The 13,839-nt window shown below is 63.8% G+C and carries 7 protein-coding genes and 1 pseudogene; 4 read left to right on the forward strand and 4 right to left on the reverse strand.

The window, feature by feature from the left end:
* Positions 1-22 precede the first annotated feature (22 nt).
* A complete protein-coding gene (locus VGE08_RS24655) occupies positions 23-1,384 on the reverse strand; it encodes a DcaP family trimeric outer membrane transporter (RefSeq protein ID WP_331070592.1) in 1,362 nt (453 codons plus the stop codon).
* Positions 1,385-1,718: 334 nt separating this feature from the next.
* On the opposite strand from VGE08_RS24655, the pseudogene acs reads away from it, so the two are divergent.
* Positions 1,719-3,569, forward strand: a pseudogene (gene acs, locus VGE08_RS24660) (acetate--CoA ligase); the annotation flags it as partial.
* Positions 3,570-3,679: 110 nt separating this feature from the next.
* Positions 3,680-4,330, forward strand: coding sequence for a response regulator transcription factor (locus VGE08_RS24665; protein ID WP_331070594.1), 651 nt, complete (start codon positions 3,680-3,682; stop codon positions 4,328-4,330).
* On the opposite strand, the gene VGE08_RS24670 is transcribed toward VGE08_RS24665, so the two are convergent.
* Complete coding sequence (locus VGE08_RS24670) at positions 4,272-7,784, reverse strand: PAS domain-containing hybrid sensor histidine kinase/response regulator (RefSeq protein WP_331070595.1); 3,513 nt, start codon at positions 7,782-7,784, stop codon at positions 4,272-4,274. The genes VGE08_RS24665 and VGE08_RS24670 overlap by 59 nt on opposite strands.
* 17 nt (positions 7,785-7,801) lie before the next feature.
* Between VGE08_RS24670 and VGE08_RS24675 the strand changes: the two genes are divergently transcribed.
* Positions 7,802-8,329 (forward strand): hypothetical protein, encoded by a 528-nt coding sequence (locus VGE08_RS24675; RefSeq protein WP_331070596.1) that lies wholly within the window; start codon positions 7,802-7,804, stop codon positions 8,327-8,329.
* On the opposite strand, the gene VGE08_RS24680 is transcribed toward VGE08_RS24675, so the two are convergent.
* Entirely contained in the window at positions 8,319-10,088 is a 1,770-nt protein-coding gene (locus VGE08_RS24680; protein WP_331070597.1) for a diguanylate cyclase, read from the reverse strand. The genes VGE08_RS24675 and VGE08_RS24680 overlap by 11 nt on opposite strands.
* Positions 10,089-10,349: 261 nt before the next feature.
* On the opposite strand from VGE08_RS24680, the gene VGE08_RS24685 reads away from it, so the two are divergent.
* Positions 10,350-12,617 carry a di-heme-cytochrome C peroxidase gene (locus VGE08_RS24685; RefSeq protein ID WP_331070598.1) on the forward strand — a complete coding sequence of 756 codons (2,268 nt, stop codon included), beginning with the start codon at positions 10,350-10,352 and terminating at the stop codon, positions 12,615-12,617.
* A gap of 61 nt (positions 12,618-12,678) precedes the next feature.
* On the opposite strand, the gene tal is transcribed toward VGE08_RS24685, so the two are convergent.
* Positions 12,679-13,788, reverse strand: a complete 1,110-nt coding sequence (gene tal / locus VGE08_RS24690) for a transaldolase (protein ID WP_331070599.1) — start codon at positions 13,786-13,788, stop codon at positions 12,679-12,681.
* Between the last annotated feature and the right edge of the window lie 51 nt (positions 13,789-13,839).

The raw sequence follows: 13,839 nt of genomic DNA on the forward strand, positions 1-13,839 counted from the left end.
TTCTTCGAAAATGAATGCCCGATCAGAATGAATAGCGCGCGACCGCATGCAGCCGCCGCATCGAACCGCTCGCGCCGCTTTCGATCTCGCGCTCGGCACCGCGCAGCTCGATGCCGACATCGAGCTTGGGCACGGGCGAATAGAACGTGTTGACAGCCCACGACCAGCTCGACTTGTTGACGGCGCCGCCGGTCAGCAGCACGTCGTTGTCGTATTCCGACGCGGACAACATGAGGGTGCTGCGCACCTGCTGGCTCCAGACATGCCGCCAGGCCGCGAAGCCGGCCCAGCCCGAGATCGCTTCCAGGTTGCCGTTCGCAGTCAGCACGGCGTCATTGACGAAGTTCACGCCGACGTAGCGGCCGAGCCCTTCGCCGCCGGTGATCGCGAAGCGCAGGTCGTGCGGACCGAAGTTGAATTTGCCGCTCAACGACAGTGCGGCACCCTCTGCTGTGTCCTTGCTCGCGCCCGCGCCCGTGGTTTCATATTTCAATTGGCGCAGCAGCGCCGCCGCTCGCAAATAGCCACCGCCGAGCTTCCAAGTGTAGGCCGCGGTCAGATCCGGAACATTGTTGTCATCCGAAGCGATGCGTGTGCCGCCGCCGAAGGGCGTGATGGTGGTCTCGGGATTCTCCGCCGAGAAAGACCAGTTGCCGAGCGTGTAGCGGACTTGCGGCTCGCGCACGAACACTGTGCCATCGGTCGGGCCGATGTAATCGGCGGTCTCCGGCAGCGCGCCCGCGTCCATGAAGTTGCTCCACGTCTGGCCGACCAGCCACCGCCCGTATTGAATGTAGGCGTGACGCAGCAGGACACCATAGGTGTTGGTGGCGCGCTCGTCGCCGAGCGACGAGCCGTACAGATCCACTTCGAAACGCGACGACAGCAGGCGGCCATTGGCCAGGTCCGTGTCGGTACCGAAGATGAAACGCGATTGTTTGACGTGCGAATCGAAGTCCACGCCCTCGCTCGTACCGCCCACGGGAATGACCGAAGGCAAATAGAAGTCGCGGCCGATGGTGCCGTCGGCGATCTCGCCATCCTCGTAATCCGACCACAAGGCGTCGAACTTGATGAAGCCGCTGTACGAGAAGCGCGTTCCCGGCACGGCGTTCGGCGTGATGGGCTCGACCTGGATCGCCGGCGCATCGGCAGGCGGTGGCGTGGCAGTTCGCGCTGGCGTGGGCGCCGCCGACATCTTTTCACTCAACTCGCGCAGTTGTCGCTCCAGTTCTGCTACTCGCGCCTCCAGCCTGCGCCGCCCCTCGTCCGTTTGTGTGTCTGCCTGAGTGTCCGCGCCCGCCCCGGTCTGGGCCTGCACGAACAGCGGCCAGCCAGCGATGGCAACGGCTGACACGATCGCAACCTTCCCTAGCTTGATCATTGTCGATCCCCCGATGACAAGTCGGCGCGAGCATGCTCGTGCCGCTTGCAAACCGGCCATTCATCTTTGGTCGAAGTCGCGCGCGCCGCTATTCGACGAAAGTCGAATACGGGGCGGGGCGCATTCGCGGGATGCTTGCGGTATGGCGATATCCATTGGCGATATCCATTGGCGATAACCATGGGCGATACCCATGGTGGATATCCATGGGGGATATCCAAGGGGGCGGCAATCTGCCGGCCCCGACTCCAAGCGGCCCGCGGGCCGATGAATGTGACGCGACGATGATGGGGGATAGACGATGAGTGCGCAGCTCGACGCTCGGGCGCGGCAGGAAGATTCATTGCAGCTGTGGGAGCGGATCGGCCGCCGGCTGCACTGGGACAAGCCTTTCACGCAGATCAAGGACGTTAGCTTCCGCCGCGAGGATTTCCGCATTCGCTGGTATTACGACGGCGAGCTGAACGCGGCGGTGAATTGCCTCGACCGACATCTGCCCCAGCACGCCAACCGTACCGCCATCGTGTTCGAAGGCGACGAGCCGGACACCGTCGAGAGAATCACCTACCGGCAGCTGTACGAGCGCGTTTGCCAGTTCGGCAACACGCTGCGCTCTCTCGGCGTCGGCAAGGGCGACCGCGTCACCATCTATATGCCCATGATTCCCGATGCAGCGGTCGCGATGTTGGCCTGCGCACGCATCGGAGCCATTCACTCCGTGGTGTTCGGCGGCTTCTCGCCGGAATCATTGGTCGGCCGCATTCGCGATTGCGGCTCGAAGCTGGTCATTACGGCGGACGAAGGCCGTCGCGGCGGCAAGCGCATCCCGCTCAAAGCCAACGTCGACACCGCGCTCGCTCACGCCGGCATGGACTGCGTGCAGCACGTGCTCGTGATCGCCAACACCGGTGCGCCTGTCGACATGAAACCGGGCCGGGACCTTTGGTATCGGGACGTTGCCGCCGACAAAGCGGGCATCTGCGTACCGGAACGCATGAACGCGGAAGATCCGCTGTTCATTCTCTACACGTCCGGCTCGACCGGTCAGCCGAAGGGCGTCTTGCACACGACCGGCGGCTATCTCGCGTACACGTCGCATACGTTCGACACGCTATTCCATTGCGATGAGAACGATCTGTTCTGGTGTACCGCCGATGTGGGCTGGGTGACAGGACACTCCTATGTGGTCTATGGGCCCTTGTCCAATGCCGCGTCGGTGATGATGTTCGAGGGAGTGCCACACTATCCGACAGTGTCGCGGCCCTGGGAAATCATCGATCGCCACCGCGTGACGATCTTCTACACGGCGCCGACCGCGATTCGTGCCTCGATGCGTGAAGGCGACGAGCCCGTGCGTCGAACCAGCCGCGCCAGCCTGCGTTTGCTTGGCACGGTGGGCGAGCCCATCAATCCGGAAGCGTGGCAGTGGTATCACCGCGTGGTCGGCGATGGCCGCTGCCCCATTGTGGACACCTGGTGGCAAACGGAAACCGGCGGAGCGCTCATCGCCCCAGTGCCGCATCAGGTCGAGCTCAAGCCCGGCTCGGCGACTCTACCGCTGCCCGGCATCGAACCCGCGCTGCTCGATCCCGAAGGGCGGGTGCTCGAGGGCGAGGCCGAGGGCAACCTGGTGCTGATCGACAGCTGGCCTGGCCAGATGCGCACGGTGTACGGCGATCACGAGCGCTTCTTTCAGACGTACTTCTCGACGTTCCCGGGCACGTATTTCACGGGCGACGGCGCACGGCGCGACAGCGATGGCTACTATTGGATCACCGGCCGCGTCGACGATGTGCTGAACGTGTCGGGTCATCGCATCGGCAGCGCCGAAGTCGAGAGCGCGCTGGTAGCGCACCCCGATGTGGCGGAAGCCGCGGTGGTGGGATGCCCGCACGACATCAAGGGTCAAGGCATCTACGCCTACGTCACGGTCAAGGCGGGCACGACGCCAAGCGACGCGTTGCGCGAAGATCTGCGCCAATGCGTTCGCCGCGAGATCGGGCCGATCGCATCACCGGATTTCATTCAGTGGGCGCCGGGCCTGCCGAAGACCCGGTCGGGCAAGATCATGCGTCGTATCCTGCGCAAGATCGCGGCCAACGAGCACGAGCAGCTCGGCGACACGTCGACACTTGCGGACCCGAGTGTGGTGCGTGACCTGATAGAGCAGCGGATGAACCGCTAGCGCAGCGACAGAGGTTTCGCGGGCAGGGAATGCCACCATGCGTGGCATGGGCCAGGACTTGTGCAATGGAGTTGCCGCAGGTGACACAACCATGGAGTATTGCGCGCTCAATGAAGCGCGCAGTCCTGATCGCCGATGACCATCCCCTGTTTCGTGAAGCACTGAAGCTCGCGGTGGCGCAGGCCGTGCCGGGCGCGCAGATCGTCGAGGCGGACTCGGTCCATTCGCTGTTCGAGGCGCTCGATGCCCATCCCGATCCCGAGCTGTTGCTGCTGGACCTGAACATGCCCGGCGCACAGGGCTTCAACGCCCTCGTTCAGGCACGAGCCAATTTTCCTACGATCCCCATCGTGGTGATCTCGGCGCGCGAAGACCGGCGCATCATGCATCGAGCACTGGGCCACGGCGCCGCGGCTTTCGTGCCCAAGTCCGCGTCCATCGATCTGATCGTGGCAGCGCTGCGAACCGTGCTCGGCGGCGATACCTGGTTGCCGGTTTCAGCGAGCACCGGTGGCGATCCCGCCCCGCTCGATCAACAGGAAGCCGATGCGACGGCGCGCCTGGCGACCCTGACGCCGCAACAGTTTCGCGTGCTGTCGATGTTGTCCGCGGGATTGTTGAACAAACAGATCGCCGCCGAGCTGGATGTCTCCGAGGCGACCGTCAAAGCGCACGTCAGCGCGCTGATGCAGAAGCTGGGTGTCAGTAATCGGACGCAAGCCGTGTTGCTGGCGCAGCGGCTCTCGCTGGATCAGCAGTAAGCGCCACGATCAACGCTCGCAAAGCGGCGGGACGTAACGGCTTGCGAAGCACCTGGAAGCCGAGAGCACTGGCCCGCTGCGCAACGGCCGCCGTGCCATCGGCGGTGATCAACGCGCCCGCGCGCAGTCTCGATGGATCTCGCGGCACCAGCTCATCGAGCACATCCAACCCCAACGGCTCGCCGCCCAGATGGTAGTCGGCGAGCACCAGATCGATCACGCGATCCCGCCGCAGCTCGCGAGCCTGTGTGACCGTGGGAACACAGAACACTTCGATGTGCCAGCGCGTCAACAATTCGCGCATGGCATCGAGAATGTTCTGATCGTCCTCCACGCACAGCACTCGCAAGCCTCGCAAGCCGGCAATGTTTCCCACAGGTGCCGGTGTGGTTACAGGCTCGCGCACCGCGCCTGTGCCGCGTGGCACGCGAACACTGAACGAACTGCCCTTGCCGCGCACCGAGCGCAAGGTGAGCCGGGTTTGCAGCATGCTCGCGATCCGCTCGCAGATCGACAATCCCAAGCCCAGGCCGCGCTCGCCCCACGGCGATTGCGGATCGAGACGACGAAACTCCTCGAAGATCACTCCCTGGCTGTCGGCTGCGATGCCCGGACCGGTATCGAGCACCTGAAATTCAATCTGGCCACCCGCTCGCCGCCGCACGCCGACCACCACGCGGCCGCTGCGGGTGTAACGCAACGCGTTGCCGATCAGATTCTGCAGCACGCGACGTAACATTCTTTGATCGGAATAGACCTGCACGCGCGTCGCGTGCACTCGCAGTTCGAGATCGCGCTGCGCGGCCACCGGAGCGAACTGCTCCTTCAAGGAGTCCAGCAGCGCGCCAGCGGAGAAATTGTCCGGCTGGGGTTGAATGGCACCCGAATCGAGGCGGGAGATATCGAGCAAGCCGTCGAGCAGTTCCTCGGCGGCGTGCAACGAGTTCTCCACCCGGTCGGCCAACTGCTCGATCTGCGGGTTCTGCAATTGATTGGCTTGCCCGCGCAGCGCCGCGTTGAACAGGCGTGCGGCATTCAATGGCTGCAACAAGTCGTGACTGGCTGCAGCGAGAAACCGTGTCTTGCCGAGGTTGGCTTTCTCGGCGGCCGCGGTTGCATCGGCCAGCTGACGCGTGCGCTCGGCGACGCGAAGCTCCAATGTTTCATTGATCTCTCGCAGCTCGTCCTCGACATGCTTGTACGTCGTCACATCATTGAACGTGCTGACATAGCCGCCGTCGGGCAGCGGCTGCCCACGCACTTCGATCACGCTGCCGTCGCTCCGCCGGCGCTCCGAGAGGTGAGTCGATCCGGCGCGCATATGCGCCAGTCGCTTCTCGACATGAGCTTCAGCATCGCCGTCGCCGTACCAGCCGCGCGCCGCGTTATATCTCATCAGATCGGCAATCGGCCGGCCGGCACGCATCAGCTCGGGCGGATAGTCCAGCAACTCGACATAACGGCGGTTCCATGCCACCAATCTCATGTCGGCGTCGACCACGCTGATTCCCTGCGGCATGTTTTCCATCATCGCTTCGAGCAGCTCGCGATTGAAGCGCAGCTTCTGCGAAGCCTCGTCGAACAGCGTCACCACTTCGCTGAACTGCAAGCCGGCGCCGCGCAGGGCACTGGTCAACACCATGCGAGCCGACGCTGCGCCCAGCGCGCCGGTCAGCTCGCGTTCGAGACCCTCCAGCAAACCAACATCGGCACGCTGCGTCGGCGAATACTCACGGCCATGCTCACGCTCGTATTGTTTGAACCACGTATGCGCCGCGTGCCAGCCCAGCAGGCGCTCGGCCAGCAACTGCAGGTCGGCGACGGTGGCCGAGCCCGGCAACAACTTCGAACGGCGCGCGTCGGCGCCGGCAATGCTCGACTCCAGCTGCAACCGTTCGCCGATGGCCGGCGGCGAATGCAGCGACATTGCCACCAGGGCCGCGACATTCACCAGCAGCGACCAGAACACTCCATGGGTGAGCGGATCGGGTCCGGCAAAGCCCAGCAGCGAATGCGGCGCGAGCACGCCGATACCGAGCGGACCTTCGGTGATCCAGGTCGGCAGCGTGCCGTCGACGCTCGCGAACGTCGGCAGCAACAGCGTGTAGATCCAGATCAGAAATCCACCGCACAGCCCGGCCAGCACGCCGGCGCGACTCGCTCCCGACCAATAGACCGCGCTGACCACCGCGGGCGCAAACTGCGCCACCGCTGCGAATGCCAGCAATCCGATGGAGGCGAGGCTCGAGCTGTTCGGCACCGCGCGAAAGAATCCGTACGCCACCAACAGAATGGCGAGGATGGCGCCGCGCCTCATCCAGAGAATGCCGCCCGCGGCGAGACTTGGAGCACCGAGCACGGGCGGTCGCCAACGCAACAACGCGGGCAGCACCAGATCGTTGCTGACCATGGTGGACAGCGCGACGGTAGCGACAATGACCATGCCGGTAGCGGCCGAGAAACCGCCGAGATACGCGAGCAACGCCAACCAATCATGGCCGGCACTGAGCGGCAGCCACAGCACGAACGAATCGGGCGAGACCGAGCCGCTGCCGGCACCGGCGGCGATGGCGGCAGCCGCAATCGGCACGACCACCAGGCTGATCAACGCCAGATACAAAGAGAACCACCAGCGTGCCTGGCTCGCATCCTCGACATCCGCGCACTCCACGACTCCCACCTGGAATTGGCGCGGCAAACAGAAGATGGCGGTCAGCGACAACAACGTCTGCGTGACGAACGAAATGGAATGCTCCACCCGGGCCGGCATCTGTCGCGCCGTTTCCAGCAGCGCAGCCGTACCCTCGAGCTGCGTCAGCGCGAATATCGCCACGAATATCAGCGCCACCAGCTTCACCAGGGACTCGGCGGCGACGGCCAGCACCATGCCGGGATGATGCTCGGTCGCATCCACTTGCCTCGCACCGAACAGACTGGAGAACACCGCCAGCATCAAGGCCACCAACAGGGCACTGTCGCGATACCAGGCCATCGTTCCCTCGGGGGCACCGGCCGACAGCACCTCGATGCTCATGGAAATGGCTTTCAGCTGCAGCGCTATGTAGGGAATGGCGGAGGTCAGGGCGATCAATGTGATGGCGACCGCGATCCCCGGGGAACGGCCGAAACGCGCCGCCAGCAGATCGGAAATCGAGGTGGCGTTCTGCCGCTTGGCCAGCCGCACCAGCCGTTCGAAGAACGGCAACAGGAACAGGAACAACAGCATCGGCCCGAGATAGATGGGCAGGTAACTCAGGCCGTCGCGAACGGCGCTGCCCACCGCGCCATAGAAGGTCCAGCTGGAGCAGTACACGGCCAGCGCCAGGCTGTAGATCAAGGGCCGCAGCCGGGCATGGCCGGGATAGATGCGGCGGCGGTCGCCCCACCACGCAATGAAGAACAGGCCGCACACGTAGGCCAGCGAAGCGACCAGGAGCCCCCATCCCGAGATCATGGCCGCATAATACTCAAGTGATCAGCTACAACGTATTCCTGAAGCGGGATCGGCTGCCGGCTGCCGAAGATTGGGCGCGCATGATCCGCGATGCGGGTTTCGACGTGCAAATGAGCACCGGGTTCGAGCCGCATTCACATAGCGGCTATGTGCCCTGCCCGGATGAACGCCGCGGCTTCGAGTATTACGTGGAATCGTTCGACGCGCCCACGTTGGAAATCGGCGCAACGGGCGCCCAGGCCATTGGCGAGCGCGACACCGTCGCAAGCCTGCGTTTCACCGGGCGGGCTGCGGATCGTGCGACGGCCGTGGCCGCGGCCGCCACCTTGGCGGCGACGACTGACGGCGTGTTGTTCGATACCGAGTCCGGTCATTTCATCGCAGCCGACCAGGCCCTGGCCTGGGGACGCAACGAGCGCTATCAGCCGGCCGCCATCCAGCGACGCCGCTCGGCCCGCCGCAAGGCGCGCTTGACGCCGCCGGTCATCCTGCGGCTGCTGATCATCCTGTTTCTGGTGATCGCGATCTATTGGCTCAGGAGGTAGCCACGCGCGCCTGCCGCGAGATCTCGTCCTGTTCGCGATCGTGGAACGACACCACGCAATTGCGGCCTCGCTGCTTGGCCGTGTACAGCGCCGAGTCCGCCGCCTCGAAGAATTTTTCCGCGGTCTCGAAGCTACCTCTCGACAGACAGGCGTACCCGACGCTAATGGTGATGCCGAGATCGCCGTGCAATGTTTCTTCCACGGCGCGGCGCAATCGCTCGCTCATGATGGCAGCCGTCTGGCAATCGATCCCGGGCAGGATCACGGTGAACTCTTCGCCGCCATAGCGGAAGGACATCAGCGGCTTGCGCGCGAACTTACGCAATGCGTTCGCAACCGCCTTGATCGCGTGGTCGCCGCGCGCATGGCCGTGCCGGTCGTTGTAGCCTTTGAAATGATCGATATCGAGCACCAGCAGCGACAGCGGCCGCTGCTGTTCGCGCGCCATCGCGAACTCCTCGGGCAACTTGTCGTCGAACAGCCGCCGGTTGCCCAGCTGCGTGAGCGGATCGGTCCGGCTCTGGTGCTGCAGCTCGTTCATGCGCGTGCTCAGCGTCATCGACAGCAGGATCATTTCCAGCAGCGAGCCGATCTGCCAGCCGTTCTGCGTAAGGAAGGTGTGGGGCAGGACGCCGAAAGTCTTCAACAGGAAGACCACCGAGCCGCACAGGAACGAGCTCCACGCGATGACATAGAAACGCGCCGGCCGCGAGCCCAGCACCATCGAGCACACGCCGAGCAGCAGCATGAAGATCACGCCGATCAGGACCAGCAGCGCGATCGGCGCGATGATGGTCGAGTACGGCACGAACGGCGTAGCCATCAGCAGCACTACGGCAATGCCCTGCAATGCTCTTGCCGCGAGGTCCAGGCGCGGAATCACTTCCTTCGCCCGCAAGATCATTCGCGAGAACTGCAAGCTCGCGAACAAGGCCATGTTGATCAGCGCAACCAGGCTGGTGTTGCCCCAGCGTGGGCTCTCCGGCCACAGGTACTGATACGCCAGGCCGTTGTGGATCAGCATGTACATGCCGAACGTGCACACATAGGCGAAGTAAGCGAGAAACGCCTTGTCGCGCACGGCGATGAACACCAGACTGCTCCACACGAGCAGCATCACGACACAGCCGTAATAGATGCCATATGCCAGCTGCTCGCGGCTGAGCGACTCCAGCAGCTCAGGCGAGCTGAACAAGGACAGGCTGATGTCGATGGGACCTTGCGACTGGTACCGCAGGTAGACCACGCGCTCGGCTTGCGCCGGTATGTGGATGGGGAACACGAAATCGCGATGGGCGATGTCACGCGCGGCGAACGGCCGGCGGTCGCCGGTCGCATGGATGCGCCATTCCCCCGGGCCCGTCTGCTCGTAGACATCCAGGTAGTCGATGAGCGGATACGTCTGCCGCAGGAAGATCTCGCGCTCGCGCGGCCCCTCGTTCCGCAACGTGACTCGTGCCCACCATACAGAACGGGTGAACCCGACATTGGCCGCCGCCAGCGTCCCGGGCGCGAATGTTGAGCGCGTCACATCTTCGACGGACAGCGTGCCCTCGGGGTCTTCCAGCAGATCGATGTACCGGCTGAATTCCTCGACGTGGATCCGCTCGGCCGTGGGCAGCTCGAACACATGTCCGGCCGGCGCGGCAGCGGCCCGGGCAACCGCACAGGCGAGCAGGAACACCAAGCACACCGACACGCATGCCCTGACCCACCGCTGCAGCGCATGGGTGAAAACGGCAATACGACACGGCGACATCGACACTCTTTCCTCCCTTTCCCTTTTCACGCCCCGTGCCGGGCTTGGAAACAGGCGGCAAGGAACCGCGCGAAGTATGCGACACCGCGCACTCGGCCGCGACCTCGCGAGACATGAAAGTTTGGAATTGTGAATTCGTCAGCGGGCACTGTGTGAGCCGGTCGGTAACTTCCGCCTCGCCGATGTGACGGATTCGTAGAAGCGGCCGGGACCATTTGGCCGCACCAACAACAAGCGGAAGCAGACAACAAGGAGCGCTACATGCGGCGGCTGATTCGATGGGTGCTGAGACTGGCACTGGCACTCGCCCTGGTCGCGGTGGCCGGTTTCGCATGGTTCGTGCTGTGGCCCTCGCACAGCATTCCTGCGCTGGAACCGGTGGACGAGTACGTGTGGCTGGACCAGAACTGGGGCGAGGGGCAGCACAGCCCGCAGCGCGAAACCTATTACTACACTGCGCAAGGCACCTCGATGCCGCAAGGGGCCTCGGCGGGCGCGGTTCGCTACGACTGGTTCGTACACCTGGAGCTGCCTTTCTCCAAGGACCGCTTCGCCGCGCCCGAGCACATGCGCAAGTACCGCTTCGTGGTGGACCCCCAGCCCGGCCCGGCCAATCCGGATCACTTGCCTGTCGGCTTCACCAAGCATTTCGATCCGGCCATCGGCGAGTACGTGCTCGATATCACCTGTGCCGCCTGTCACACGGGCGAGATTCATTTCAAGAAAGACGGCCGCACAGTCGCGCTGCGCATCGATGGCGGCCAGGCCATGCACGCCTTCACCGATATGTCCCGAGGCAGCTTCGCGCCGGTGTTGCTCGCTTCGCTGATCGATACCGCGGTCAAACCCTGGAAGTTCGATCGCTTCGCCAGGCGCGTGCTCGGTGCCAGCTATCCCGACTCGAAGCCGCAGTTGAAAGACGCACTGTGGGCCTCGATCAAGGCCATGCTGGGCAGCGGCCAGAACAACCCGTTGCGCAAGTTGTATCCAGTGCACGAAGGCTTCGGCCGCACCGACGCGCTGGGCCGCATCGGCAATACCGCGTTCGGCGATCACCTGACGGCCGAGAACTATCAAATCGGCGATGCGCCGGTCAGCTATCCATATGTGTGGAACATCTGGAAGTTCGACTGGGTGCAGTACAACGGCTCGGTCGCGCAGCCGCTGGCTAGAAACATTGGCGAGGCACTCGGCGTCGGCGCCGTGTCACCGTGGCGCAGCAGCATGAAGGAGCCGCTGCCGTTGGAGCATCGATTCCGGACCAGCGTAGATATCCCTGGCTTGCAGCGTATCGAGCACACCCTGCAGCTACTCACGCCGCCAGCGTGGCCGGAACATATCCTGGGTGCCATCGACCAGGCGAAAGCCGAGCAAGGCCGTCAGTTGTTCGAACAATATTGCCGCGAGTGTCACGGACCAAACGTATCGGACCTGGCGCGCCAGCAGGCCACCGCGCCTCTGAAGCCGTCACCCGAGGTGGAATGGCGCATCGAAGTGATTCCGCTGGACCATATCGGCACCGATCCCAATGCCGCTGAGGGATTCCTGAAACGTCGCTACAACCTTTCCAGCACGGGGCTCACCAATGCCGAGCTGGCGGACACGCTGCGCCCGTTGCTCGTGCGTTCCTTGGCTCGCGACGCCCGCTTCCGTTTGCGCGAAGTGATTCGCCTGCGCGAAGCGCAGCAACTGCCGACCGGTGAGTTGCCAGCATTGCTCGCCGATTATCCCGATCCAGATGCTGATGCCACGCCAAGCCTGCCGCAGCAAAGCTTCGATGCCATCGACGCGGCATTGGAGGCATTGCTCTCCCCGATGCCCGTGCTGCAAGCCTCGCAGCCCGCCGACCCGCTCGACTGCAATCTCGATTGCCACACGGTCAACCTGCTGTGGGATGTGCGCAATGGTGCCACCAACATCGAGCAGACCGTCGGCGGCCTGGATGTGACCCAGCTGACCGAGGGCCTGGCGTTGAACCTGGTCGGCATCCTGATCAAGAACCGCTTCTATGCCGACTACGGCATCGACTACGCCACACAACGATGCCTGGAAGGTTTCGGGGCGCTCGACCTGCCGCAGCAGATCGCTGGCTACAAGCCGCGACCGCTGCAAGGCGTCTGGGCCACGCCGCCGTTCCTGCACAACGGCTCCGTACCGACGCTGTATCAGATGCTGGTGCCGCCGGAAAAACGCGAGCAACGTTTCTTTGTCGGCCGCCGTGACTTCGATCCCGTGCACGTCGGGTATGCCACGCAGCCCGATGAAGACGGGGACAGCGATGGCTTCTGGCTGGATACGACGATCCCCGGCAATCGGAACATCGGTCACGCCTTCGCGGCCGATGCTGCGACGTGGAGCAAACATCGCCAGGACCCCAAGGCCAATCCGCTACCTCACGGCGTCATCGGCCCGGAGCTCACGGATGCGCAGCGTTTCGCCATCGTGGAGTACTTGAAGATCCACCGCGACCCGCCGACGCCGGAAGGGTTCACGCCGCCGCAATGTGAGTTGTTTGGAAAGTCGCTTTAAACGTTACCACTGCCGCCGAGGGGGTATCCCTCGGCGATCCGCGTGCCACCGACGTTGTCTCTTATTTCCCGGCTCGCTTGGCCAACGTGGCTAGCAACGCATCGAAGGGCTCCTTGAACTTCTTCACCCCTTCCCGCTCCAGTTGCTCGCTCACTGCTTCGAGATCGATGCCCAGGTCTCGGAGCACTTGCACGGTCTGCTTCGCTTCGTCGAGATCGTCTTCGATGCGTACCGCGGGCTCACCGTGATCGCGATATGCATCGATGGTCGCGGGCGGCAATGTGTTGACAGTGTTCGGAGCGATCAGCGCCTCTACATACATCGTGTCCTTGTACGCCGGGTCCTTGCTCGACGTGGATGCCCACAGCAAGCGCTGCGGCTTCGCGCCTTTATCAGCCAGCGCTCGCCAACGATCGCTGCCGACCCACTGCTTGTAGTACTGGTACGCGAGCCGCGCACTGGCGATCGCCGCACGGCCACGGCGAGCCTTGGCTTCGGGAGTGTTCATCTGGTCGAGCCTGGCATCGACCAACGTATCGATCCGGCTCAGGAAGAAGCTGGCCACCGAGGCGACGTTGTCGATCGGCTTGCCCGCCGCAACCCGCTGCTCGAGCCCGCTCAAATACGCGTCGACCACCTCGCGATACCGCTGGACGCTGAACAGCAACGTGACGTTGATGTTGACACCGGCCGCGATCAACTCGGTAATCGCCGGCAACCCGGCACGCGTGCCCGGCACCTTGATCATGGCATTGGGGCGGTTGAATGCCTGCCACAACCGTAGCCCTTCGGCGACAGTGCCCCGGGTGTCGTCGGCCAGGTGCGGCGACACCTCCAGGCTGACGAAACCATCGCCGCCGCCGGCCGCCCGATAAGTCGACTGGAACAGATCGGCAGCGGCCTGCACGTCTTCCAGGGCGAGCGCCTCGTAGATGTCATTGATGCTGCGGCCGGCGCGCGCCAGGCTCGTGATTGCATCGTTGTACTCGGCGCCTTCGCTGATCGCCTTGGCGAAAATGGCCGGGTTGGAAGTCACACCGGCCAGCGCATCCTCGGCGATGAGCCGGGCCAGATGCCCGTCGCGCAGCCAGCTGCGGCGAATGTCATCCAGCCAGATGCTCTGACCGAGTTGATGGACCTGGCGTAACGGGTTCGAGGCTGGCTGATTCATGTCTTGACTCCGATTCACTGTCTTCACTGTCGATGAACGACCGATTGCGAT

The organism is Steroidobacter sp. (assembly GCF_036406195.1).
GTDB lineage: Bacteria > Pseudomonadota > Gammaproteobacteria > Steroidobacterales > Steroidobacteraceae > Steroidobacter.